The following is a 25,049-nucleotide window of genomic DNA, read 5'->3' on the forward strand; positions in this document are numbered from 1 at the left end:
ACCATTTGAGTCCATCTCCCTATACTGGCGCCTGATCCTCGAATCAGGCAGCCGATGCGCGTTTTCAGCGTTCCCATCTCAGTCCCGTTTCTGCGCAGCGTCGTCACGGCCCTCCTCGACGGCCGGCTGGTCGACGGTTTCGAGGCGCGCAAGGAACCGGCGCGGCTTGCGGATGCCACGCTGTACCTGCCGACCCGGCGCGCGATGCGCATCGTGCGCGAGATCTTTCTCGACGAGATGGCGGCCGATGCGGTGGTGCTGCCGCGCATCGTCGCGCTCGGCGACATCGACGAGGATGAACTCGCTTTCGCCGATGAGGGCGAACAGTTTTCCGGCGCAACGCCGCTCGATATTCCGCCGCGCCTCGGCGAGCTCGAACGGCGGCTGACGCTGGCGCAGCTGGTCGCGGCCTGGGCCAAGGGCCCGGTGCTGTCTCCGCTGGTCGTCGGCGGCCCCGCTTCGACGCTGGCGCTGGCCTCTGATCTCGCGCGGCTGATCGACGACATGGTCACGCGCGGCGTCGACTGGAGCGCGCTCGATGGCCTCGTGCCTGACCTGCTCGACCGGTACTGGCAGCACTCGCTCGAATTTTTGCGAATCGCGCGCATCGCCTGGCCCGGTCATCTCGCCGAAATCAAACGCATCGAGCCCGCTGCCCGCCGCGACCTCCTGATCGATGCCGAAGCCAAGCGGCTGACCGCGCATCACCATGGCCCCGTGATCGCGGCCGGTTCGACCGGCTCGATGCCGGCCACGGCAAGATTTCTCCACGCCGTCGCCTCGCTGCCGCATGGCGCCGTGGTGCTGCCCGGCCTCGACACCGATCTCGACGACGATGCCTGGCGCAGCATCGGCGGCGTACGCGACTCGCTCGGCAAGTTCGCGGAGCATCCGGTCTCGAACCATCCGCAATATGCCATGCACGCGCTGCTGGATCGCTTTGGCATCAAGCGCAGCGACGTCGATATCCTCCAGCCTCCGGCGGAAGGCGGCCGCGATCTGCTCGCCTCCGAATCGATGCGGCCATCGGCCAGGACCGAGATTTGGCACGACCGCCTGAAGCAGCCGGATGTGGCCGCGAAGATCACCGGCGGCATGAACAATCTCGCAGTGGTCGAAGCCCCCAATCCCGAGATGGAAGCCCTCGCCATCGCGATTGCGATGCGCGAGGCGCGGCATCTCGACAAATCCGCCGCGCTTGTCACGCCCGATCGCGCACTGGCGCGGCGGGTGATGGCCGCGCTGACCCGGTGGGACCTCGCGTTCGACGATTCCGGCGGCGACGTCTTGATGGAGACGTCCGCCGGCGTCTTTGCGCGGCTCACAGCGGAGGCTGCGACCAAGGGATTGGAGCCGCCGACGCTGTTGGCGATGCTGAAGCATCCGCTGTGCCGGCTCGGCCGCGCACCTGGCGCATGGAGGGCGGCGATCGAGGGCCTGGAGCTTGCGGTTTTGCGCGGCACGCGACCGCCTGCAGGCACTGCCGGCCTGCTGCGTGAATTCAATCGCTTCCGCGAGGAGCTGGCAAAGCTGTGGCGCAGCGAGGTCTCCGCGCTGCATAAGGCCGAGCCGCGCGCGCGTCTCAAAGCGGAAGACCTCGATCGCATCCAGGCGCTGATCGATGCCCTGCGGATAGCATTGGCGCCGATCGAGAGCCTGGCGTCAGCGAAGGCGTTTGACTTCGCCGAGCTCGCACATCGCCACCGCGAGATCATGATCGAGCTGTCGCGCGACGAGCAGGGCATTTCCCTGGCCTTCGAGGACCGCGAGGGCCTCGCACTCGCGAGCGCCTTCGACGATCTCCTGCGCGGCGGCACGACCAGCGGACTGATGGTGACGCTGCCGGACTACGCAGACGTCTTCCAGACCGCATTTGGCGATCGCGCGGTGCGGCGGCGAGACAAGCCCGGCGCGCGGCTTCAGATCTACGGCCCGCTGGAATCGCGCCTGATGCAGGCCGACCGAATCATCGTCGGCGGACTGATCGAGGGCGTCTGGCCGCCGGCGCCGCGCATCGATCCCTGGCTCAGCCGACCGATGCGGCACCAGCTCGGCCTCGATCTGCCTGAGCGCCGTATCGGCCTCTCCGCCCACGATTTCGCGCAGCTGCTCGGCGCCGGCGAGGTGATCCTCACCCATTCCGCCAAGGCCGGCGGCGCGCCGGCGGTGGCCTCGCGCTTCCTGCACCGGCTCGAAGCCGTCGCGGGCGAGGCGCATTGGAAGGCGGCGATCGGCTCCGGCGACGAGTACGTGCAGTTCGCCGCCGCCCTGGACCAACCCGCCGACGTCAGGCCGATCAAGCAGCCCGAGCCGCGTCCGCCACGCGCGACACGGCCGCTGAAGATGTCGGTCACCGAAATCGAAGACTGGTTGCGCGACCCCTACACGATCTACGCCAAACGCATCCTGCGGCTGGACGCACTCGATCCCGTCGACATGCCGCTGTCGGCCGCCGACCGCGGCTCGGCGATCCACGATGCACTCGGCGAGTTCACGGAAAGCTATGCGACGCATCTTCCTGAAGATCCCGCCCGCGTGCTGCGTGCGATCGGCGAGAAATATTTTGCTCCGCTGATGGAGCGGCCCGAGGCGCGGGCGCTGTGGTGGCCGCGCTTCCAGCGCATCGTGCGCTGGTTCGGCGAATGGGAGACGGCGCGGCGGGGCGCGATCGAAGCGATCACCGCAGAGACCCGCGGTGAGATCTCGATCCGGCTCGACCACGAGCGCAGCTTCCAGCTCTCCGCCCGCGCCGACCGCATCGAGCGGCGCCAGGGCGGCGGCTATGCCATCCTCGACTACAAGACCGGCCAGCCGCCGACCGGCAAGCAGGTCCGGATGGGCCTGTCGCCGCAGCTCGCGCTGGAAGCCGCGATCCTGCGCGAGGGCGGTTTTCCCGATATCGATGCCGGCGCGTCCGTGAGCCAGCTCGTCTATGTGCGCCTGAGCGGCAACAATCCGCCGGGCGAGGAGCGCATCCTCGAGCTCAAATATAGGCAAGGCGACGAGCCGCAGCCGCCTGATACGGCTGCTGCCGAAGCACGGACCAAGCTGGAGGCGCTGATCCGCGCCTTCGAGGACGAGAGCCAGCCCTACACCTCGCTGAACTTGCCGATGTGGACGAACCGCTACGGCACTTATGACGACTTAGCCCGGATCAAGGAATGGTCCGCGGCCGGCGGATTGGGAATCGAGGAATGGTGAAGTTGCCGCGTCCCATTCCCGATGAGGTGCGCGCGCGGCAGGCACGCGCGTCCGATCCGACTGCGTCGGCGTTCGTGTCGGCCAATGCCGGCTCGGGCAAGACGCATGTGCTGGTGCAGCGGGTGATCCGCCTGCTGCTCTCTGGCGTGCCGCCGGAAAAGATCCTCTGCATCACCTTCACCAAGGCGGCTGCCGCCAACATGGCCGAGCGCGTGTTCACCACGCTCGGGCATTGGGTGACGCTCGACGACACGGCACTCGACGCGGCGATCAAGGCGGTCGGCATCCCGCATCCCAATTCAAAGTTGCGCCGCGAAGCGCGAAAACTGTTCGCCTGTGCGCTGGAGACGCCCGGCGGACTGAAGGTGCAGACCATCCACGCGCTGTGCACCCGCCTGCTGCAGCAGTTTCCGTTCGAGGCCAACGTGCCGGCGCGCTTCGCGGTGATCGACGATCGCGACCAGACCGACATGATGGAGCGCGCCAATCTGAAGGTACTGCTGGAGGCCGCGCGCGATCCTGATAGCGTCACCGGCCGCGCGCTGCTGACTGCGATGGCGAGCGCCGCCGATGTCACCTTCAAGGAGGTCGTGCGCGAGGCCTGTCTGAGCCGCGATCATTTCATGGCCTGGACCGATGAGGCCGGGAACGCTGAGCTGGCAGCCGAGCAGATGACAGCGGCGCTGGGCGTGGACGCCAGCGATCGCATCGAGGACGTCGAAACGGAAATTCTCGACGGTCCGTTCCTGCCGCGATCGCGCTGGGATGACATCGCTTTTGCGCTGGAGGACGGCAGCAAATCCGACAACGACCAGGCCGGTCGGCTCCGCGAAGCAAAAGTCTTTTCCGGCGGCGCGCAGGTCGATGCCTATCTCTGCGTCTTCCTCACCGATGAAAAGCTGCCGCGCAAGTCGGTGCTGACCAAGAAGTTTTGCGATCACACCCCCTCCGTCGCCCGGCTGTTCGAGAACGAGGCGCAACGCATCGGCGGGCTGATCGAGAAGCGCCGCGCGGTGACCATGCGCGACCGCACCGCGGCTCTCCTGCATATCGCGACGGCCGCCGCTGCGAACTACCGCCGCGAGAAGCAGGAGCGCGGGCTGCTCGACTATGACGACCTCATCGACAAGACGCTGGCCATGCTGAATCGCGTCTCTTCGGGCTGGGTGCATTACAAGCTCGACCGCGGCGTCGACCATGTCCTGATCGACGAGGCCCAGGACACCAGCCCGCGGCAATGGGATATCGTCGCGCACATCATCTCGGAATTCACCGCGGGCGAAGGTGCGCGCGAAGGGCTGAACCGCACGGTCTTCGCCGTCGGCGACGAGAAGCAGTCGATATTCTCGTTCCAGGGCGCGGCTCCGCGCGAATTCGACGCGCGCCGGCGCGAGCTGCATCGCAAGTTCACCGCGGCCGGGCTGAAATTCGATCCGGTCGCCTTCACCTATTCGTTCCGCTCCGGCGCCGCGATCCTGCACTCGGTCGACCATGTCTTCCGCGAGCCCGCGATCTACAAGAGCATCCATTCGGTCGAGATCGGCCACCCCCTGCACAACGCGCTTGCCGACGCAGGTCCCAGCGTGATCGAGCTGTGGGACCTTGCGGAGGCCGATGACAGGCAGGAGATCGAGGGCTGGCGGGCGCCGTTCGACGGCGTCGCCGCCACCAGCCCCGAGGTGAAGCTCGCCCGCCGCATCCAGGCCGAGATCAAGCAACTGGTCGAGAGCGGCACGCTGACGGGGCACGAAGGTGAGCGCCGGCCGCTGCGTTACGGCGACATGCTGATCCTGGTGCGCCGGCGCGGCAACGCGTTCGACGCCGTGATCCAGGCACTGAAGCACGCCAATGTTCCGGTCGCCGGCGCCGACCGGCTGAAGCTGACCGAGCACATCGCGATCATCGACCTGATGAATCTCGCCGACGCGCTGCTGCTGCCGCAGGACGATCTCGCGCTCGCGGTCGCGCTGAAGAGCCCGCTGTTCGGGCTCGATGAGGATGACCTCTTTACACTCGCTTGGGGTCGCAAGGGATCGCTGCGCCGTGCGCTCGCCGAGCATGCAGCCACAAGCGAGAAATTCGCCACGGCACTGCGGCGGCTCGAAGCCTGCGCGGCGCGGTCGCGCGACGAGACTCCGTTCGCCTTCTACGCCTGGTTGCTTGGCGGCGACGGCGGCCGGGCGCGCATCCTGCGCCGGCTCGGCCACGAGGCCAACGACGCGCTCGACGAATTTTTGGAGCTGGCACTGAACTACGAGCGGAAGGCGCCGGCCTCGCTGCAAGGCTTCATGGCCTGGCTGCGGTCGGCCGACACCGAGGTGAAGCGCGACATGGAGATCTCGCGCGACGAGGTGCGGGTGATGACCGTGCACGGCGCCAAGGGCCTGGAGGCCTCGGTCGTGTTCATGGTCGACACCACATCGTCTCCCGCGGACTCGCAGCGGCTGCGGCTGATCCAGGTGCCGCGCGGCAATGGCGGCGAGGTGGTGGTCTGGGCCGGCCGCAAGGCCGACGATCCCAAGCCCGTCGTCGAGGCGCGCAAGGCGATGCTCGAGGAGACCGAGGACGAATATCGCCGCCTGCTCTATGTCGCGATGACGCGCGCCGCCGACCGCCTGATCGTCGGCGGCTGCATGCCCGGCAACATGAAGACGGTTCGCAAGCTGAGCTGGTACGATCTGGTCGACACCGGGCTCGCCGGCTCGGGCCTGGAGAAGCAAACGATCGAGACGCCGCTCGGCAAGGTGACCCGATTCGCCCGGCCGGAGGATGTCGCGGCGCTGGGCACGCCTGCGATGTCGGTGGACCAATCGATCGCATTGCCGGACTGGCTGCGGACGTCGGCACCGCGCGAGATGCTCGATGACGATCCCGTGCGCCCTTCCGGCCAGTCGGCCGAGGAAGGCCGCGCGGTGCGATCAGGCGAATCGGTGCAGCCCCGTGCGCTGGCACTGCAGCGCGGCACGCTGGTGCACCGGTTGCTGCAATCGCTCCCGGACCTCGCCGCGGAACGCCGCCGCGAGGCCGCGCTCGGGTTCATGGCACGCAATGCGTCCGACTGGACGGAGGCCGACCGCACCGCGTTGGCCGATAAAGTGCTCGCCCTGATCGCCGAGCCGCGCTTTGCGCCGGTCTTTGCCGCCGGCAGCCGGGCAGAGGTGGCCATCGTCGGCCGGCTGGAGCGGCCGGGCCGGTCGCCGGCGCTGGTGTCGGGCCAGATCGACCGGCTGGTCGTTCGGCCGGATGAGGTTCTGATCGTCGATTTCAAGACCAACCAGGCGGCTCCCAAGAGCGCCACTGCGGCGCCCGCCGCCTATGTCCGTCAGCTCGCGCTGTACCGGGCGGTGCTATCGAGGCTTTTTCCCCAAAAGCCGCTCCGCGCCGTCCTGCTCTGGACCGAGGCCCTTGAATATATGGAGATTTCAGCTCCCGCGCTGGACGCGGCGCTGGCATCCCTTCATGTCGGCGTGAGCGTCCTTGACCCGGCAAGGAGCCATTCATAGGTTGACGCCATGATCTTGGCGCGATTCCCGTCGCGCCCTTCTCTCAGGTACGAGGTACGACCATGGCCGTTGGTAAGGTTTCTGACACCGATTTCGAAGCCGAAGTGCTCAAGGCGAACGGCCCCGTGGTCGTCGATTTCTGGGCCGAATGGTGCGGCCCCTGCCGCATGATCGCGCCCGCCCTCGACGAGATCGCCGGCGCGATGGGCGACAAGGTCAAGATCGTGAAGCTCAACGTCGACGAGAGCCCGAAGACCGCCTCGAAGTACGGCGTGATGTCGATCCCGACCTTGATGATCTTCAAGGGCGGCGAGATGGCCTCCCGCCAGGTCGGCGCCGCGCCGAAGGCGAAGCTTCAGCAGTGGATCACCTCCGCGGTCTGATCTGCGTCGCGACACGATGATTTTCGACCACGGCCGGCGCTTCGCCGGCCGTTTTGTTTTGCCCGCACCCCGATGGATGGAGCGCAGCGCAATCCGGGCTGCGCGGAAGATGTCTATTTGATCCAACCGGTCGCGAGCGCGGTCGCCAGCTCCGGCTGGCTGTTGCGACGCGCCAGCGCGGCCATCGCCTCGTGGTCGTACGCGATGTGACGGAACGTCACCTGCCAGGCGCCGTCAACGAGTTCGAGGATCGCATAGCGCGCGTGCGGCGTGCCGGCTTCGACGACATGCGGGAATGGATGCACATCGCGATAGCCGGGGCTGCCAACGCTGCCGGGATTGACGATCAGCCGGCCGTCGCGAAGCCGCACGGCGCGGGCGAGATGGGTGTGGGCGCAGAGGATCAGGGACTGCGTGATGCCTTGCGCGTGCTGCTCGATCCGATCCAGCTGCGATAGCGCGACCGTACCCTCGGGATGCACGGTATCGAGCCAGTAGACTTCGTCATTGTCAGGCGTCGCGTGGCAAAGCAAGACCTGCTCGCGAAACACACGCTTCATCGGCTGCGCGCGCAGCCAATCGAGTTGCGCAACATTGAGCTGGGCATGCGCTGGACGGTCCCACGAGCCCATTTTCTCCCGGGGGCGGTCGAGCAGATAGCGGTCGTGATTGCCGAGCACGTGCACGGCGTCGAGCGTCATCAGGATCTCGATGGTGCGGCGCGCATCGAGCGGACCGCTCAGCATGTCGCCGAGATTGACGATGTCGGCGATGCCTTGCGCGCGGATGTCGGCGAGCACCGCCTCCAGCGCGAGGTAATTTCCATGAATGTCGGCGATCGCGGCAAAACGCATTATCAACCTCACCCTCGTGCCCCGGACGCAATATTTACGCAGCCGCTATGCAGGAGGCGTGCCGTTAATGCCGAGCACGTGGCCGGCGAGATAGAGCGAGCCGGTGATCAGGATGCGCGGCGGCACCTCATAGGCAAGCCGCGATAAGGCGCGCAGCGCGGCTTCGATGCCGGGCGCGAGTTCGACGCGCATGCCGAGGCTGCGCGCGGCGTCCGCAAGCCGGTCGACCGGCATCGCGTTATCGGTGTCGGGGATCGGCACCGCGATGATGTGACGGGTCAGGCCGGCAAAATTGGCAAGAAAACCCTTTGCGTCCTTGTTGGCCATCATGCCCGCGATCACGACCAGCGGCCGCGACACCCGCTCTTCGAGGTCGCCGAGCGCGGCCGCCGCAACGCGCCCGCCGTCGGCATTGTGCCCGCCGTCGAGCCAGATCTCCGACCCCTGTGGCCCCCAGGAGAGCAGTTCGCCCGACGTGATCCGCTGCATCCGCGCCGGCCATTCCGCGCCGACGATGCCGGCCTCGAATGCCGCCTGGCTGACTTTGAATGTCTGGATGGCACGCAGCGTCGCGATCGCGAGACCCGCATTGTCGAATTGATGCCGTCCGAACAGGCGTGGCGCCGTCAGATCCATCAGGCCACGATCGTCGGAATAGACCAGACGCCCGTGCTCGATATTAACGTGCCAGCTCTCGCCCGCGGCAAACAGCGGCGCGCGCATGCGCCTGGCCTGCGCCTCGATCACGGCCATCGCTTCCTGCGACTGCTCGGCGCAAACCACGGGCATGCCGCGCTTGATGATCGCCGCCTTCTCGCCGGCGATGGAGATCAGCGTGTCGCCAAGGAAATCCATATGGTCCATGCTGACCGGCGTGATCACGCAGGCCGCCGGCGCGTCGATCACATTGGTCGAATCGAGCCGGCCGCCGAGGCCGACTTCGAGCAGCACGACATCGGCCGGGTTCTGTGCGAACAGATAAAACGCCGCCGCGGTCTTCAGCTCGAACAATGTCGCAGCCTCGCCGGCATTGACGCGCTCGACCTCTTCAAGAGCGGCGCGCAATTCGTCGTCGCCGACGAGCACGCCGCCGCCGACACGGCCGAGCCGGAAACATTCGTTGATGCGCACGAGATAGGGCGAGGTGTAGGCGTGGACGCGCAGGCCGGCTGCCTCCAGCGTCGCGCGCAGATAAGCGAGCGTCGAACCCTTGCCATTGGTGCCGGCAATATGGATCACCGGCGGCAGCTTGCGTTCGGGGTGACCGAGCCGCTCGAGCAGGCGGTGCATCCGCTCCAGCCCGAGATCGATGCGCTTCTGATGCAGAGCCGACAGCCGCCCGATCAGTTCACCGAGCGACGGCTTTGCGCTATCAGAGGAGGCGTTCACGCGTGCGGCGCAGCCGGCGCCGTCTCGGGGGCCGACACGATCTGGGCCGGGCTCGTCACGGCCTGCGCCGGCTTCGATGCGCTCTCCAGCGCCGGAGCCTTGGTCAGCAGACGGCACAGTCGCGCCAAAGTCGGACGCAACTCGTGGCGATGCACGACCATGTCGACCATGCCATGCTCTTTCAGATATTCGGCGCGCTGGAATCCTTCGGGCAATTTCTCGCGGATGGTCTGCTCGATCACGCGCGCGCCGGCAAAGCCGATCAGTGCGCCGGGCTCGGCGATCTGGACGTCGCCCAGCATCGCATAGGACGCGGTGACGCCGCCGGTGGTCGGGTTGGTCAGCACGACGATGTAGGGCTGTTTCGCCTCACGCAGCATCTGCACCGCGACCGTGGTGCGCGGCATCTGCATCAGCGACAAGATGCCTTCCTGCATGCGCGCGCCGCCTGATGCGGCGAACACGATGAACGGCGACTTCTTCTCGACAGCGAGCTCCAGCCCGCGCACGATGGCTTCACCCGCGGCCATGCCGAGCGAGCCGCCCATGAAATCGAAATCCTGCACGGCGACAACGACGGCGGCGCCTTCGAGCTTGCCGTAGCCGACCTTGATTGCATCGTTCAGATTGGTCCGCGCCCGCGCATCCTTGATGCGGTCGACATATTTTTTCTCGTCGCGGAACTTGAGCGGGTCGGGCGTGACGTCCGGCAGCGCGACGTCGTACCAGGTCTCGTTGTCGAAGATCGACTTCAGACGCGCCACCGCGTTCATGCGCATATGGTAGTTCGAGCCGGGGATGACGAACTGGTTGGCCTCGACGTCCTTGTAGAACACGAGCTGCCCGGAATCCGGACATTTGATCCATAGATTCTCCGGCGTCTCCCGCCGCAGCATGTTGCGGATCTTCGGCCGGACCACATTGGTAAGCCAGTTCATGGTTTGCTCCGATGTGCGATCCCGCGCAGGGGATCGCCTGAAGGGGTATATGGCGGCCGGGCCTCTGCCCAGCAAGCCGCCGTGTCGTCCGCCGTGTCGTCCGCCTTGGCAGCGGAACTATGGCTTATTCCGCCGCCTGTTGCGCGCCCTTGACGCCCTGGGCCAAGGAGGCCGCCAATTCAGCCACGGCGTTGACCGTTTTGGCGGTCGCCCGCCCTTCCGCATCGAGACTGTTCCTGAGGGCATCGACCAGCGCGGTGCCGACGACCGCGCCATTGGCGTGCGACGCGATGGCGCGGGCGGTCTCCGGCGTACGGATGCCGAAGCCGACGCAGACCGGCAGGTCTGTGTGCCGCTTGATGCGGGCTATCGCCTCGCTCACGGCCGTTGAGTCCGCAGCCGCCGCACCGGTGATGCCGGTGATCGAGACGTAGTACACGAAGCCCGACGTGTTGGCGAGCACGGCCGGCAGACGCTTGTCGTCGGTCGTCGGCGTCGCCAGGCGAATGAAGTTGAGGCCGGCCTTCATCGCCGGCAGGCAGAGCTCGTCGTCTTCCTCCGGCGGCAGGTCGACGATGATGAGCCCGTCGACGCCGGCACTCTTGGCATCGACCAGGAATTTGTCGACGCCATAGATGTAGATCGGATTGTAGTAGCCCATCAGCACGATCGGCGTTGCGTTGTCGTCCTTGCGGAAGCCGCGCACGAGCTCCAGCGTTTTCTTCAACGTCATGCCGGCCTTGAGTGCGCGCAGACCGGCGGCCTGGATCGACGGCCCATCGGCCATCGGATCGGTGAAGGGCATGCCGATCTCGATCACGTCGGCGCCCGCCTTCGGCAGCGCCTTGATGATCTCGAGCGAGGTCGCGGGATCGGGATCGCCGGCCATCAGGAAGGTGACGAAGGCCGAGCGGCCCGCTTTCTTCAGCTCGGCAAAACGGGAGTCGATACGCGTGGTCATGGTTTCGCGGCCGCCGTGCTATACCTCTCCCCTGCGGGGAGAGGTCGGCTGCGAAGCAGCCGGGTGAGGGGGATGGAGAGGTTCAAGTCCAAATCGCGAAGACTCCGCGAATCACAAACAAGCGCCGAAGCGAAGCTTTGGCAGGCGCTGCGGAATTGGCAGCTTGCCCGATGGAAGTTTCGCCGACAGCACCCGATCGACCGGTACGTCGTTGATTTCGTAACGCTCGACGGAAAACTGATCATCGAGGTCGACGGCATGACGCATTCCACCCCGTCGGAGCTCGATCGAGACAAACGTCGGACCGAAGTGCTCGAAGCTTGCGGCTTTCTCCTCGTTCGAGTCTCGAATACCGACAAGCACGAAAATCTCGAGGGTGTCCTCGAGTTGATCGTCACCTCGCTCAGGTTCGAGTGAGTGGAAAGACCCCTCACCCGGCTGCGTCGCAGCCGACCTCTCCCCGACGGGGAGAGGTGAAGAAAGAGCGAACCTCGCCTCACTTGCTCTTGCCCTTCAGGATGTCGCCGACCTGCGGGACGTCCTTGTCGCCGCGGCCGGAGAGATTGACGACCATCAGGTGATCTTTCGGCCGCTTCGGCGCGAGCTCCATCACCTTGGCGATGGCATGAGCTGGCTCGAGCGCGGGGATGATGCCTTCCAGCCGCGACAGCAATTGGAATGCTGCGAGCGCCTCGTCATCGGTCGCGGAGAGATAATTGACGCGGCCGACCTCGTGCAGCCAGGAATGCTCGGGTCCGATGCCGGGATAATCGAGGCCGGCCGAGATCGAATGCGCGTCCTGAATCTGGCCGTCCGCATCCATCAGCAGATAGGTGCGGTTGCCGTGGAGAACGCCGGGACGGCCGCCCGCGATCGAGGCCGCATGCAGCTGCGTCAGCCCATGGCCCGCAGCTTCGACGCCGAAGATTTCGACGGTGGAATCGTCGAGGAACGGATGGAACAGGCCCATCGCATTCGAGCCGCCGCCGATGCAGGCGACCAGCGAATCCGGCAGGCGGCCTTCGACCTCCTGCATCTGCGCCTTGGTCTCGTTGCCGATGATCGACTGGAAGTCGCGCACCAGAGTCGGATAGGGATGCGGACCCGCCACCGTGCCGATGCAATAGAACGTGTTGTGCACGTTGGTAACCCAGTCGCGCAACGCCTCGTTCATGGCGTCCTTCAGCGTGCGCGTACCCGACTGCACCGGCATCACCTTGGCGCCCAGCATCTCCATGCGGATGACGTTGGGTTGCTGCCGTTCGACATCGACGGCGCCCATGTAAACGATGCATTCCAGCCCGAACCGCGCGCACAGCGTCGCGGTGGCGACACCATGCTGCCCGGCGCCGGTCTCGGCGATGATGCGCTTCTTGCCCATGCGCCGCGCCAGCATGATCTGGCCGAGCACGTTGTTCACCTTGTGCGAGCCGGTGTGGTTGAGCTCTTCGCGCTTCAGATAGATCTTGGCGCCGCCGAGATGTTCGGTCAGGCGCTCGGCGAAATACAGCGGCGAGGGCCGGCCGACATAGTTCTTGAGATAGCCGTTCATCTCGGCCTGGAATGCCGGATCGGCCTTGGCCGCGGTGTAGGCCTTCTCCAGATCCAGGATCAGCGGCATCAGGGTTTCGGCCACGAAGCGGCCGCCGAAGATGCCGAAATGGCCGCGCTCGTCGGGACCACTGCGATAGGAATTTGGCTTGGCGATGTTCATCGAACGCTCAACTCTTGGGTGGCGCGCGCGGCGCGAATGAAGGCCTTGATCATCTCGGGATCCTTGACGCCGGCGGCGCTCTCGACGCCGGAGGACACGTCGACGCCGCCGGCGACGGTGACGCGAAGCGCTTCCGCAACATTGTCGGCGTGAAGCCCGCCCGAGACCATGTAGGGCAATTTCAGATCGAGATTTTCGAGCAGATGCCAGTTGAAGGGGGCACCAAGGCCGCCGGGCCGGGTCGCATCCTTCGGCGCGCGCGCATCGAACAGGATGCGGTCGGCGACCGCGGTGTAGCCAGGCAGCACGGCGAGATCGGCGGCGGTTGCGACCGGCACGACTTTCATCACCGGGCGGCCGAACCGCTGCTTGATGTCGCGCAGCCGTGCCACGCTCTCCTTGCCGTGGAGCTGGAAAATGTCCGGCGACAGCGCGTCCATGATGTTGTCGAGCGTCGCGTCATCGGCATCGACCGTGAGCGCGACCTTGAGCGCGCGCCGCTTCACCTGACGGCCGAGGTCGCGCCCGGTTTCCAGCGCCAGATGCCGGGGCGACGGCGGAAAAAATACGAACCCCACCATATCGGCGCCGGCGTCGAGCGCTGCTTCGAGCGTCTCGCGCGTGGACAGGCCGCAGATTTTAACGAGCAGGGACATGGTCTCAAAGCAGGTGAAGGCCGCAAGCCCGCGGCCGGGAAAACAGGGTTTTCGGTTGCGGCCGCTTCTACAACGTCGCGCGCTGCTTGTCTCGCCCGATAGGCCCGTAAAGGCCCGCCCCGGAGGAGACGGGGAGGCGCCGGGACTCAGGTTTTGCTGCGGCCGCCTGGGCCCGCAGATCGGCCAGTTCGGCCTTGGCAGCCCGCGCGTCCGCATCATTCCGGCGCGCCGCGCGCCGCCAGTGCCGCTGGCCGAACCAGACGGCGCAGCCGCCGACCAGGACGCCGAATGCAGCCGTCAGGATGAGAAGCAGGAACAGTGGCAACGTCACTGACAATGACGGGTCGTTCGAAACGAAGGGATCGAAGGAGACTGTGACGAAATGCCGGTTGGCGACGGCGAAGGTCACCAGGATCAGGCCCAGCGGAATCACGATCAGCGCGGTCAGGAACTTTCGCATCTGCCTTCGCTCGCCTTGAATCAAGCTTCCGGCCGCATCGCTGCGACCGCGGGAAACCCTGACGCCGGCCTCAGTCTGGCGCGCCGGGATCCGGATGGTCCCGGTTCAGCCGTTCGCGCATTTCCTTGCCGGTCTTGAAGAACGGAACGCTCTTCTGATCGACGGGCACATGGGCGCCGGTGCGCGGATTGCGCCCTGCGCGCGCAGGGCGATGCTTGACCGAGAAGGCACCGAAGCCGCGCAACTCGACGCGATCACCGCGCGCGAGAGCCGCTACGATCTCTTCGAGAATCGCATTCACAATGTTCTCGACATCCCGCTGGTACAGATGCGGGTTGTGCTCGGCGATACGCTGAACAAGTTCGGATTTGATCATCGAGAGATAGGACCCGGGAGCGTGCGGACGACCATTTCCGTGAAAATACCGTGATCTGTCAAGACGCTAAATCAAGGTTGAGCGTCGTGAAAGTAGGTGACAAATGCCGAAAAAGCGGACTGCCCCTGTACCCGCCAGACGGGAAAAGCCCCGGACGCTCGCTTGGATCCGTCAATTTGACGCGGCCGGCTGCCATAGCGCCAGCATTCCATCCATTCCGAACCGATCAACGGCCTGCACGACGCCGGTTTGCCCGATCTGATGCGCAATCGAGCCTAAACCAAGCGCTTCCAGCGTCACGGCGGCCGCCGTCTTGAGGAACGGCAGATCGCCGAAGCGGGGCTGGAGCTTGTAATCGCGGACGGGGAGGTCCTTCTTGACGCCCTTCTGCTCGACCAGCCAAGTCACGGCGGTCTTCTCGTCGCCAATCTGGTCGATCAGCTTGAGATCGATCGCCTGGCGCCCGGTGAAGACGCGGCCATCGGCGACTTTTTCGAGCTGCGTGTCATCCATGCCACGGCGTTCCTTCACCAATCCCTTGAACCAGGCATAGGAATCCTTCACCAGGGCATCGAGCGCGGCGCGCGCCTCGGGGCTGGTCGGCTCGTAGCCATTGGGGGCGGCCTTCAGCGGCGAGGATTTCACCTCCTCGACCTTGACGCCGATGGTCTTCAAGAGCTCGGAGACGTTGGGATACTGGAACAGCACGCCGATCGAGCCGACCAGCGAGCTCTGCTGGGCGATGATGTGATCGCTGGCAATCGCCCCGATATAGCCGCCGGAGGCGGCGAGGCCTTCGACCACGATGACGAGCGGCTTCTTCGCCTTCAGCCGTACAAGCGAGTCATATAACTGCTCGGAGCCTGCGGTGGTGCCGCCCGGCGAGTTGATGTGAATGATGACGGCGGCGGCCTGCGAATTCTCCAGGCGCTCCAACGCCTGCGTGCGATCGGAGTCGCTGCGGATCAGCCCGTCGATCTGGACCCGCGCGATCGAGCCGGCGGATGCGAACGTGCCGCGCGCACCGGGTGTCGCAACCAGCGCGAAGCCCGCAATCGCCGCGATTGCGATCAGCGCGGCCATCACGCGCCAGAACGTCAGCTTGCGACGTATCCTGCGGCGATCGACGATGACGTCCGAATCGAGCGACATCTAGATATCTCCAAATGAAAGGCTGGGCGCGTTGTGCCGTCACAGCGTGACCATCGGCTTATCTGGATACATCAAATGCGGCGCAATTTGAAGAAAACAAGGCCGATAGCCGCGTAGCCTGGATGGAGCGTAGCGCAATCCAGGGTCGTCGCGTTACAAAAAGACTTCCCGGATTGCGCTGCGCTCCATCCGGGCTACCGCCGCAGCAAAAAGGAAAAAAGCCCCGGCTTTCGCCGGGGCTTTGATCTCAGCGAAACCAGCGTTCCGCTTACTTGTTGTCGCCGCGGTTCTTGAGCGCGGTGCCGAGAATGTCGCCGAGCGTCGCACCCGAATCGGAGGAGCCGTACTGCGCGATGGCTTCCTTCTCTTCGGCGACTTCGAGCGCCTTGATCGACACCTGGACCTTGCGGGCCTTCTTGTCGAACTGGATCACGCGGGCATCGACCTTCTCGCCGACGGCGAAGCGTTCGGTGCGCTGGTCGTTGCGGTCACGCGCAAGCTCCGAGCGCTTGATGAAGGTCGAGAAATCGGTCCCGGTGATCTTCACCTCGATACCGCTTTCCTTCACTTCGAGCACTTCGCAGGTGACGACTGCGCCCTTCTTGACATCGCCCGGCTCGGCGAATGGGTCGCCTTCGAGCTGCTTGATGCCGAGCGAGATACGCTCCTTCTCGACGTCCACATCGAGCACCACGGCTTTCACCACGTCGCCCTTCTTGTAGTTGTCGATCACCTGCTCGCCCGGAAGCTTCCAGTCGAGGTCGGAGAGGTGGACCATGCCGTCGACATCGCCCTCGAGACCCAGGAACAGACCGAACTCGGTCTTGTTCTTGACCTCGCCTTCGATCGTCGAACCGGTCGGGTGACCTTCGACGAAGACCTCCCAGGGGTTGCGCATGGTCTGCTTGAGGCCGAGCGAAATGCGGCGCTTGACGGAATCGACCTCCAGCACCTGCACTTCGACTTCCTGCGAGGTCGAAACGATCTTGCCGGGGTGCATGTTCTTCTTGGTCCACGACATCTCGGAGACGTGGATCAGGCCTTCGATGCCCGGCTCGAGCTCGACGAACGCACCGTAGTCGGTGATGTTGGTGACGCGGCCGGTGAAGCGGGCACCCAGCGGGTACTTGGCTTCGATGCCCTGCCACGGATCGTCCAGCAGCTGCTTCATGCCCAGCGAGATGCGGTGCGTCTCGTGGTTGATCTTGATGATCTTGACCTTCACGGTCTGGCCGATCGAGAGCACCTCGGTCGGATGGTTGACGCGGCGCCACGCGATGTCGGTGACGTGCAGCAGGCCGTCGATGCCGCCGAGATCAACGAACGCACCGTAATCGGTGATGTTCTTGACCACGCCGTCGATGACCTGACCCTCTTCGAGGTTCTGCACCAGCTCCTGGCGCTGCTCGGCGCGGGTCTCTTCCAGCACGGTGCGGCGGGACACGACGATGTTGCCGCGGCGGCGGTCCATCTTCAGGATCTGGAACGGCTGCGAGTTGTTCATCAGCGGCGCAACGTCGCGGATCGGACGGATGTCGACCTGCGAGCGCGGCAGGAAGGCCACGGCACCGTCGAGGTCGACGGTGAAGCCACCCTTGACCTGGTTGAAGATGACGCCGTTGACCTTCTCGTTGCCCTGGAACGCCTTCTCCAGCTTGCCCCAGCTCTCTTCGCGGCGCGCCTTGTCGCGCGACAGCACGGCTTCGCCGAGGGCGTTCTCGATGCGATCGAGGAACACTTCCACCTCGTCGCCGACCTTGATCTCGCTGTCACGGCCGGGGCCGGAAAATTCGCGCAGGGCGACGCGGCCCTCGGTCTTCAGGCCGACGTCGATGACGGCCATGTCCTTTTCAATTGCAACCACCTTGCCCTTGACGACGGAGCTCTCCTGCAGGCTGCCACCTGCGAAGGACTCGTCGAGCATCGCGGCGAAATCGTCGCGCGACGGGCTGTAGGTATCAGCAGAAATCGAAGCCATTTGTTCTCCAGTTGCGGATGTCGTGCCGGCCGTTGGGTTCATGGGCGCATCGCACGCGCAGTGTCGGAAGGTCCGCAAGACCTTCGAGCGACCGCTCGTTGCTCAGCCCGGAGGCGGAACAGCGGAAGCGGGCCGGCTGAGGCCCGCGCGTTCGATACGTGGAAATCTTTGTCCGGAGCCTGGATCGCGCCGGGCCCAAACAGGGGACCGGGGGTTATCGACCTCAAAGAGCGGGAGCGGGCGCTTCCTCCAATGACGGCTGCGGCTTAACCCCGCGACCGGCCCGCTCGGACGGCCTCGATAATGTCGATGGCGGCCCGGACGCCACCTTCTATATCCAGTTGGGAGTTATCTAGCAAGTAAGCATCCGAGGCCGGTTTCAAGGGCGCAATCGACCGGTTCTTGTCGCGTTCATCGCGCTGGATGATGTCGGCAAGCACGGCCGCCTCGTCCGCCTCCTCGCCCCTCGCCTTGGCTTCCATGGTCCGGCGGTGGGCGCGGACCCTGGGGTCGGCGACGACGAAGATTTTTACGTTGGCATGCGGGCAGATCACGGTTCCAATGTCCCGGCCGTCGAGCACGGCCCCGGGGGGATCGGCGGCGAATTGCCGCTGAAAATTGACCAGGACCTCGCGAACCCTCGGGATCGCCGAGACGATCGAGGCGCCCTCGCCGACCTTCTGGGTCTTCAGGGCGGGATTGCCGAATTTTTCGGGATCGAGTTCCAGCGCCGCCGCGACCGCGGCCGCCTCGTCGCGGAGATCGTGGCCGGACTGCATCAGGGCGTAAGCCACAGCGCGATAAATCACCCCGGTATCGAGATGACGATAGCCGTAATGATGGGCGAGGCGCTTGCCGAGCGTCCCCTTGCCGGAGGCCGCGGGTCCATCGATGGCGATGATCATGAAAACGCGGCCCCCAGCGAACGCATCATCGGAATGAAATCCGGAAAACTGGTGGCGATGAACGCGGTGTCGTCGACGGTCACGGGCTGGTCGGAGGCGCAGCCCATCACCAGCGCGGACATCGCGATACGATGGTCCATGTGCGTGGCCACAACGCCGCCGCCGGGGACGTGGCCGCGGCCTTCGACGATCAGATCGTCGCCGGAGATTTCGACTTTCACGCCGTTGACGCGGAGCATGGCGGCGGTGGCCTCAAGGCGATCGGATTCCTTGACGCGCAGCTCTTGCAGGCCGCGCATGATGGTCGTGCCTTCGGCGAAGGAGGCCGCCACGGCCAGCACCAGATATTCGTCAATCATCGAGGGCGCGCGCTCCGGCGGCACCTCGACGCCGCGCAGCTTCGAGGCGCGCACGCGCAGCTGCGCCATCGGCTCGCCGGCATCGCCGCGCACGTCGCTTTCTTCGATCGAGGCGCCCATTTCGCGCAGTGTGGTGAACAGGCCGGTGCGCAGCGGGTTGGTCATGAGGTCGGGCAGGACGACATCCGAGCCTTCGACGATCAACGCCGCAACGATCGGGAACGCTGCCGAGGAGGGATCGGCGGGCACCACGACAGTGGCGCCATGCAGCTCAGGCTGACCCACCAGCGTGATGCGGCGGCCGTGCCGACCTTCCTGCATCGAGGTAATGTCGGCACCAAAATGCTTCAGCATCAGCTCGGTGTGGTCGCGGCTGGCCTCGCTCTCGATCACGGTCGTGGTACCCGGCGCGGCCAGGCCGGCCAGCAGCACGGCCGATTTGATCTGGGCCGAGGCGACCGGGGTCTTGTAGGTGATCGGCAGTGGATCGCGCGCGCCCTGGATGGTCAGCGGCAGACGGCCACTCTCGCCGCCGGACAGCACTTTGGCGCCCATCTTCTCGAGCGGATCGAGGATCCGGCGCATGGGACGGCTGCGCAGCGAGGCATCGCCGTCGAAAACCGCCGAGATCGGGCAGCCGGCAACAGCGCCCATGACGAGCCGGCAGCCGGTGCCGGAGTTGCCGAAATCAAGCCGCGCCCTGGGCTCGGCGAAGCCGGCGACGCCCACGCCGTTCACCTTCCAGGCGAAATCGCCGGTGCGTTCGACCCCGGCGCCCAGCGCCTGCATGGACTTGGCGGTGTTGAGCACGTCCTCGCCTTCCAGCAGGCCCGAAATCCAGGTCTCGCCGACCGCGAGCGCGCCCAGGATGAGGGCGCGGTGGGAGATCGACTTGTCTCCGGGCACCCGCACTTTCCCCGTCAGGGGACCGCTTGCGCGCGACTGCAGCGGCGTCGGCTTGTCGGAATGAGTCAAGATTGTGTCCTTGGATCCGCCTTTCAGGCTCGCGCGCAGGTACCACATGGTCTCCCCGCCGTCACGGGCATGTCGTTCCTCTGTAATGCGCTATTGACAGCGGGCCGCCAACTAGCCAAGTGAAACACCGCTTTTCAGACATTCCCAGGATTCCTCTGCCGTGGCCAAGTCCGAACTCGGAACCAAACGTATTTGCCCGACCACGGGCAAGAAGTTCTATGATCTCAACAAGACTCCGGTGATCTCGCCCTATACCGGCGAGGTGGTGCCGATCGCACCCGTGGCGCCGGCCCGCGCGACACGCGGCGCCGAACCCCGGCATGCACCAGCCGCCGACACCGCGCCGGAGCCGGCGGAGGTCGAGGAGGTCTCGCTCGAAGAGGCCGATGCCGAGGAGAACACCGGCAAGGTGAAAGCCGTCGTGCCCGAATCGGAGGACGATATCGAGGTTGACGAGACCATCGAGGACGATGACGACGATGATTCGACTTTCATCCCCGACGACGAAGAGGGCGATGAGGACGTGACCGACATCATTGGTGATGTCGGAGGTGATGAAGAGACTTGAGATAATTCCAGAACTGTGGTTCTGGGTCTTTCCCGGCGCGCTGCCCACAGCGCGTCGAACGGTTAAGGGGCCATAGCTCAGCTGGGAGAGCGCTTGCATGGCATGCAAGAGGTCGGCGGTTCGATCCCGCCTGGCTCCACCACGCTTCGCCCTTCGGGCTACGCGTGGCGCAGCCGCGCAGAGCCCGGAGGGTGAAGTGTGGTGTCCGGCGGAGCCCGAAGGGCGAAGACGGACTGGTGATATCCGCCCAGTGACTACCCAGGCGATGGCCGTCAATGTGGTACGTCTACATCCTCCGCAGCATCGAATTCCCCGAGCAGGAATATGTTGGGGCCACAGCAGATTTGAAGCGGCGGATTTCGGAACATAATGTCGGAAAATCCAGCCATACCGCCAAGTTCAAGCCTTGGACGCTAATCTGGTACTGCGCATTCCCCGACAAGCATAAGGCGCTCGCGTTTGAGGCGTATCTGAAGTCTCACTCCGGTCGCGCCTTCACGAAGAAGCGGCTGTCCTAGGCGAAGCCGCCCCTACTCCCCGATCACCGCATTGAGCCGGTCGCGCAACGCGACGATCTCGTCTTTCATCGCAACCAGTTCCGACACCGAGCAGTCCGACGCCGCCAGGACCGACTGCGGCACGCTGCGTGCCTTGTCCTTCAGCGCATGGCCCTGCGACGTCAGCGCGATCAGCACCTGACGCTCGTCCTCGCTGGAGCGCGTGCGCTTGACCAGATGGGCGGCCTCGAGCCGCTTCAAGAGCGGCGTCAGCGTGCCCGAATCCAGGAACAGCTTTTCACCGATGTCCTTGACCGGCACGTCGTCGCGCTCCCACAGCACCAGCATCACCAGATATTGCGGATAGGTCAGGCCGAGCCGGTCCAGCAGCGGCTTGTAGACCCGGTTGAAGGCATGCGCGGCGGAATAGACCGCAAAGCAGATCTGGTTGTCGAGGCGAAGCGGCGCGTCCGCCGCCGATAGTTTTCGAGCCATGAAGAACCTCAGCATTTGCCTATTCTGGGGCCGGACGGCGGCACATTCAATTGCGAACAATTAAATGTGAGGCATCACAATTTCGATTGTGCACAATCTAATTGTTTGAAATACAGGCTGCACTCCAACCCGAAGACCTGAGGAGACGAAAATGTCCGTGAATGTCCTCTACAAGACCAGCGCAAAAGCCACCGGCGGCCGCGACGGCCATGCCGCGACCCTCGACGGCGCGCTCGACGTCAAGCTCACCACGCCGAAGGAGCTCGGCGGCGGAGGCGGCGCCGGCAACAATCCCGAGCAGCTGTTTGCGGCCGGCTATGCCGCCTGCTTCATCGGCGCGATGAAGTTCGTGGCCTCGCAGGGCGGACCGAAGGTCCCGGCTGACGCCTCCGTCACCTCGACCGTCGGTATCGGCCCGCGCGCGGCCGGCGGCTTCGGCCTCGACATCGACCTTGCCGTCTCGCTGCCGGGCCTTCCCCGTGCGGAAGCCGAGGCGCTGGTCGAGAAGGCGCACCAGGTGTGCCCCTATTCCAACGCCACCCGCGGCAATGTCGACGTTCGCCTGACCATCGTCTGATCGGAAGGCAGGATTGGCCGGCCCGGGATCCCCCTCGAGCCGGCCGCTTCCGGATTGCGCGGCAGCGCATACGGCCCCACGCAACAAGCCATTGCTGGCGTGGACGAACCTCGCTAGGCCTGTGATCGCACGTCGACACAAGGAAGCGAAGGCATGAGTTCTGAAGCCGTATTGGGCGCAATGAGCGGACTGCGCGTCATCGATCTCACGCGCGTGCTCGGCGGTCCCTACTGCACCCAGATTCTCGCCGACCACGGCGCCGACGTGATCAAGGTCGAGCCGCCCGCCGGCGACGAGGTGCGCGACTGGGGCCCTCCCTTCCACGAGGAAGACGCGGCCTATTTCATCGGCATCAACCGCAACAAGCGATCGATCGGCCTCGATCTCGCTTCCGAGGGCGGCCGCCTCGTGCTGCTCAAGATGCTGGAGAGCGCCGACGTCCTGATCGAGAATTTCAAGCCGGGCACGCTGGAGAAATGGGGTATCGGCAACGAGGTGCTGCGCGAGAAATTTCCGCGCCTCGTGCATTGCCGGATCTGCGGCTTCGGCGCCGACGGTCCGCGCGGCGGCAATCCCGGCTATGACGCCATCATCCAGGCCATGACCGGCATGATCGCGGCGACCGGTTCGCCCGAGAGCGGGCCGATGCGGATCGGCGTGCCGCTGGTCGACATCACCACCGGCCTCTATGCGGCGATCGGCATCCTGATGGCGCTGTCGGAGCGGCAGCGTTCGGGCCAGGGCCAGTTCCTGGAGACGACGCTGTACGAGACCGGCCTTGCCATCATGCATCCGCACACCGCGAACTATTTCATGCATGGCAAGCCGCCCAGCCTCACCGGCAACGAGCACCCCAACCTCGTGCCCTATGCGATCTTCCCGACCAAGACCGACAACATCTTCATCGGCGTCGGCAATGACGGCACCTTCCGCAAGCTTGCCAAGGAGATCGGCAAGCCCGAGCTCGGCACCGATCCGCGCTTTGCCCGCAACAAGGACCGCATCGCCAATCGCGAGGCGCTGCGGGCCGAGCTCGCCGCTGTGTTCAGCCAGCACGAGGCCGAGCCGCTGTGCAATCGCCTGCTCGCCGCGGGCCTGCCCGCAGGCCCCGTGCAGAAGATCGACCAGGCGTTGACGAACCCGCACACGATCGCCCGCGGCGATATTATCGAGAAGGACTGGTACAAGGGCGTGGCCTCGCCGGTCCGCCTCGATCGCAGCAAGCCGAGCCTGCGCCGTCTGCCGCCGAAATTCAGCGAGCACGCCCAGGAGGTTCTGGGCGAGTTCGGCTACTCCAAGGCCGAGATCGACGCGATGGTCGAGACGGGCACCGTCTGCGGGCCCGAGCGCAAGCGCTGACAAGCACTGACAAGCACTGAGACGTGACGCGATTGAACTGACACGCGCCGCAAGGAAGGTGCGCTCCCTCTCCCGCTTGCGGGAGAGGGTTGGGGAGAGGGTGCCTCCGCAGTGAGACTCCCCAAGAGGAGAGAGCCCTCACCCGGCGCGTTGCGCCGACCTCTCCCGCAAGCGGGAGAGGTTTTGGAGCCCGCGGGCCGAGCGTCTGCCTCGCGCTATTCTGCTGACGACGCCGCGACCCAGCCCATCACTCCCGAATGCTGCACCGCGAACGAAGAAACCTGCCCGCTCCGCATTCGCCTATTTGCCTGCTTCCCTTTTCCAGCGCTTGCCGCTTTCGTTTCGGCCGCTTACACAGTCATGTGAACGTCATACGTCGCTGCTAGCGCAAGCGATCATTTTGACGGCCAAGGGAGGATTACTTGATGGCTCTACGACACTTTGGAGCGGCTGCTGCTGTTGCACTCACGGTTGGAATGTCGGCCTCGCCGGCGTGGGCCGTGACCGAAATCCAGTGGTGGCACGCGATGACCGGCGCCAACAATGACGTCATTGTCAAGCTCGCCACCGACTTCAACGCGTCGCAGGCCGACTACAAGGTGATCCCGACCTACAAGGGCAACTATCCCGATACGATGAACGCCGGCATCGCCGCGTTCCGCGCCGGCAACGCCCCGCACATCATGCAGGTGTTCGAAGTCGGCACCGCGACCATGATGGCTGCGACCGGCGCGGTGAAGCCCGTCTACAAGCTGATGGCCGAGGCCGGCGAAAAGTTCGATCCCAAGATCTACCTGCCCGCCATCACCGGCTACTACTCGACCTCGAAGGGCGAGATGCTGTCCTTCCCCTTCAACTCGTCGTCGACCGTCATGTGGGTCAACCTCGACGAACTCAAGAAGGCGAATGTCGAGATTCCCAAGACCTGGCCCGAAACGTTCGAGGCCGCCAAGAAGCTGAAGGCTGCGGGTCATGACACCTGCGGCTTCTCCGGCTCCTGGGTCACCTGGGTCAATCTCGAGCAACTCTCCGCCTGGCACAACGTGCCGCTCGCCAGCAAGGCCAACGGTCTCGATGGCTTCGACACCGTGCTGGAGTTCAACGGCCCGCTCCAGGTCAAGCATCTTGAAACCCTGGTCGAACTCCAGAAGACCAAGACTTACGACTATGCCGGCCGCACCAACACCGGCGAAGGCCGCTTCACCTCCGGCGAATGCCCGATCTATCTGACCTCGTCGGCGTTCTTCGGCAACGTCAAGGCGCAGGCCAAGTTCAACTTCACCGCCGTGCCGATGCCTTACTATCCGGACGTCAAGGGCGCGCCGCAGAACTCGATCATCGGCGGCGCCTCGCTCTGGGTCATGGGCGGCAAGCCGGCAGCGGAATACAAGGGCGTCGCAAAATTCCTGACCTTCCTCTCGGACACCGATCGCCAGGTCTACATCCACAAGGCCTCGGGCTATCTGCCGATCACCAAGGCGGCCTACGCCAAGGCGAAGGCCGACGGCTTCTACAAGGATCAGCCCTATCTCGAGACCCCGCTGCTCGAGCTGACCAACAAGGAGCCGACCGAGAATTCGCGCGGCCTGCGCCTCGGCAACATGGTTCAGCTGCGTGACGTCTGGTCGGAAGAGATCGAGCAGGCGCTGGCCGGCAAGAAGACCGCCAAGCAGGCGCTCGATGCCGCCGTCGAACGCGGCAACACCATGCTGCGCCAGTTCGAAAAGACCGCCGTCAAGTGAGGCGATG

The 25,049-nt window shown here is 65.2% G+C and carries 22 protein-coding genes and 1 tRNA gene; 10 read left to right on the plus strand and 13 right to left on the minus strand.

The features are described 5' to 3' along the window. Window positions 1–54: 54 nt before the first annotated feature. The 3 genes from addB to trxA all read left to right on the plus strand — a co-directional run bounded on the left by addB (window position 55) and on the right by trxA (window position 7,087). Entirely contained in the window at window positions 55–3,201 is a 3,147-nt protein-coding gene (addB, locus tag IVA80_RS04290; protein WP_247425927.1) for a double-strand break repair protein AddB, read from the plus strand. After that, on the plus strand, window positions 3,195–6,704 hold the full coding sequence (gene addA, locus IVA80_RS04295; protein ID WP_247425929.1) for a double-strand break repair helicase AddA: 3,510 nt from the start codon (window positions 3,195–3,197) through the stop codon (window positions 6,702–6,704). The genes addB and addA overlap by 7 nt, the downstream gene beginning before the upstream one ends. A 62-nt stretch (window positions 6,705–6,766) precedes the next feature. Next, window positions 6,767–7,087 (plus strand): thioredoxin, encoded by a 321-nt coding sequence (gene trxA / locus IVA80_RS04300; protein WP_007598398.1) that lies wholly within the window; start codon window positions 6,767–6,769, stop codon window positions 7,085–7,087. Window positions 7,088–7,200: 113 nt separating this feature from the next. Here trxA and IVA80_RS04305 read toward each other — a convergent pair whose 3' ends face one another. The 4 genes from IVA80_RS04305 to trpA all read right to left on the minus strand — a co-directional run bounded on the left by IVA80_RS04305 (window position 7,201) and on the right by trpA (window position 11,229). Then, on the minus strand, window positions 7,201–7,941 hold the full coding sequence (locus IVA80_RS04305) for a metallophosphoesterase family protein (RefSeq protein ID WP_247425931.1): 741 nt from the start codon (window positions 7,939–7,941) through the stop codon (window positions 7,201–7,203). A gap of 45 nt (window positions 7,942–7,986) precedes the next feature. Next, window positions 7,987–9,330, minus strand: a complete 1,344-nt coding sequence (locus IVA80_RS04310; protein ID WP_247425933.1) for a folylpolyglutamate synthase/dihydrofolate synthase family protein — start codon at window positions 9,328–9,330, stop codon at window positions 7,987–7,989. After that, window positions 9,327–10,268, minus strand: coding sequence for an acetyl-CoA carboxylase, carboxyltransferase subunit beta (gene accD / locus IVA80_RS04315; protein WP_247425934.1), 942 nt, complete (start codon window positions 10,266–10,268; stop codon window positions 9,327–9,329). Before accD ends, IVA80_RS04310 begins: the two co-directional genes overlap by 4 nt. A 124-nt stretch (window positions 10,269–10,392) precedes the next feature. After that, window positions 10,393–11,229 carry a tryptophan synthase subunit alpha gene (gene trpA, locus IVA80_RS04320; protein ID WP_247425936.1) on the minus strand — a complete coding sequence of 279 codons (837 nt, stop codon included), beginning with the start codon at window positions 11,227–11,229 and terminating at the stop codon, window positions 10,393–10,395. Window positions 11,230–11,301: 72 nt separating this feature from the next. Between trpA and IVA80_RS04325 the strand changes: the two genes are divergently transcribed. Then, window positions 11,302–11,646 carry a DUF559 domain-containing protein gene (locus tag IVA80_RS04325; protein WP_247425938.1) on the plus strand — a complete coding sequence of 115 codons (345 nt, stop codon included), beginning with the start codon at window positions 11,302–11,304 and terminating at the stop codon, window positions 11,644–11,646. A 79-nt stretch (window positions 11,647–11,725) separates the two neighbouring features. Here the strand turns inward: IVA80_RS04325 and trpB are convergent, their stop codons facing one another. From trpB to aroA, 8 genes are all read right to left on the minus strand, one after another. Continuing rightward, on the minus strand, window positions 11,726–12,943 hold the full coding sequence (gene trpB, locus IVA80_RS04330; RefSeq protein ID WP_247425940.1) for a tryptophan synthase subunit beta: 1,218 nt from the start codon (window positions 12,941–12,943) through the stop codon (window positions 11,726–11,728). Beyond that, window positions 12,940–13,599 carry a phosphoribosylanthranilate isomerase gene (locus IVA80_RS04335; RefSeq protein ID WP_247425942.1) on the minus strand — a complete coding sequence of 220 codons (660 nt, stop codon included), beginning with the start codon at window positions 13,597–13,599 and terminating at the stop codon, window positions 12,940–12,942. The genes trpB and IVA80_RS04335 overlap by 4 nt, the downstream gene beginning before the upstream one ends. A gap of 67 nt (window positions 13,600–13,666) precedes the next feature. Next, window positions 13,667–14,059 (minus strand): lipopolysaccharide assembly protein LapA domain-containing protein, encoded by a 393-nt coding sequence (locus IVA80_RS04340; protein WP_247425944.1) that lies wholly within the window; start codon window positions 14,057–14,059, stop codon window positions 13,667–13,669. A 70-nt stretch (window positions 14,060–14,129) separates the two neighbouring features. Further along, a complete protein-coding gene (locus IVA80_RS04345) occupies window positions 14,130–14,435 on the minus strand; it encodes an integration host factor subunit beta (RefSeq protein ID WP_007598410.1) in 306 nt (101 codons plus the stop codon). A 171-nt stretch (window positions 14,436–14,606) separates the two neighbouring features. Continuing rightward, window positions 14,607–15,587: a signal peptide peptidase SppA gene (gene sppA / locus IVA80_RS04350; RefSeq protein WP_247425946.1), complete on the minus strand. Its 981-nt coding sequence runs from the start codon at window positions 15,585–15,587 to the stop codon at window positions 14,607–14,609. A 268-nt stretch (window positions 15,588–15,855) separates the two neighbouring features. Beyond that, window positions 15,856–17,565 (minus strand): 30S ribosomal protein S1, encoded by a 1,710-nt coding sequence (gene rpsA / locus IVA80_RS04355; RefSeq protein WP_247425948.1) that lies wholly within the window; start codon window positions 17,563–17,565, stop codon window positions 15,856–15,858. 266 nt (window positions 17,566–17,831) lie between these two features. Further along, complete coding sequence (gene cmk / locus IVA80_RS04360) at window positions 17,832–18,470, minus strand: (d)CMP kinase (protein ID WP_247425950.1); 639 nt, start codon at window positions 18,468–18,470, stop codon at window positions 17,832–17,834. Next, complete coding sequence (gene aroA / locus IVA80_RS04365; protein ID WP_247425952.1) at window positions 18,467–19,804, minus strand: 3-phosphoshikimate 1-carboxyvinyltransferase; 1,338 nt, start codon at window positions 19,802–19,804, stop codon at window positions 18,467–18,469. The genes cmk and aroA overlap by 4 nt, the downstream gene beginning before the upstream one ends. Before the next feature lie 160 nt (window positions 19,805–19,964). Here aroA and IVA80_RS04370 point away from each other — a divergent pair, with 160 nt between their 5' ends. From IVA80_RS04370 to IVA80_RS04380, 3 genes are all read left to right on the plus strand, one after another. Further along, window positions 19,965–20,372, plus strand: a complete 408-nt coding sequence (locus tag IVA80_RS04370) for a TIGR02300 family protein (RefSeq protein ID WP_247425954.1) — start codon at window positions 19,965–19,967, stop codon at window positions 20,370–20,372. A gap of 66 nt (window positions 20,373–20,438) precedes the next feature. Continuing rightward, window positions 20,439–20,514 (plus strand) — tRNA-Ala (locus tag IVA80_RS04375). Window positions 20,515–20,647: 133 nt separating this feature from the next. After that, window positions 20,648–20,890 carry a GIY-YIG nuclease family protein gene (locus IVA80_RS04380; protein WP_247425956.1) on the plus strand — a complete coding sequence of 81 codons (243 nt, stop codon included), beginning with the start codon at window positions 20,648–20,650 and terminating at the stop codon, window positions 20,888–20,890. A 12-nt stretch (window positions 20,891–20,902) separates the two neighbouring features. On the opposite strand, the gene IVA80_RS04385 is transcribed toward IVA80_RS04380, so the two are convergent. After that, window positions 20,903–21,364, minus strand: coding sequence for a MarR family transcriptional regulator (locus tag IVA80_RS04385; protein WP_247425996.1), 462 nt, complete (start codon window positions 21,362–21,364; stop codon window positions 20,903–20,905). 151 nt (window positions 21,365–21,515) lie between these two features. On the opposite strand from IVA80_RS04385, the gene IVA80_RS04390 reads away from it, so the two are divergent. The 3 genes from IVA80_RS04390 (at window position 21,516) to ugpB (ending at window position 25,042) form a co-directional block, all read left to right on the plus strand. Further along, window positions 21,516–21,941: an organic hydroperoxide resistance protein gene (locus IVA80_RS04390; protein ID WP_247425958.1), complete on the plus strand. Its 426-nt coding sequence runs from the start codon at window positions 21,516–21,518 to the stop codon at window positions 21,939–21,941. 153 nt (window positions 21,942–22,094) lie between these two features. Next, window positions 22,095–23,300 (plus strand): CaiB/BaiF CoA-transferase family protein, encoded by a 1,206-nt coding sequence (locus IVA80_RS04395; RefSeq protein ID WP_247425960.1) that lies wholly within the window; start codon window positions 22,095–22,097, stop codon window positions 23,298–23,300. Window positions 23,301–23,725: 425 nt separating this feature from the next. Further along, the gene (gene ugpB / locus IVA80_RS04400) at window positions 23,726–25,042 is read left to right on the plus strand and encodes a sn-glycerol-3-phosphate ABC transporter substrate-binding protein UgpB (protein WP_247425962.1); all 1,317 of its coding nucleotides are present in this window, start codon (window positions 23,726–23,728) and stop codon (window positions 25,040–25,042) included. Window positions 25,043–25,049: the final 7 nt, after the last annotated feature.

Source organism: Bradyrhizobium sp. 139 (assembly GCF_023074175.1).
Taxonomy (GTDB): Bacteria; Pseudomonadota; Alphaproteobacteria; order Rhizobiales; family Xanthobacteraceae; genus Bradyrhizobium.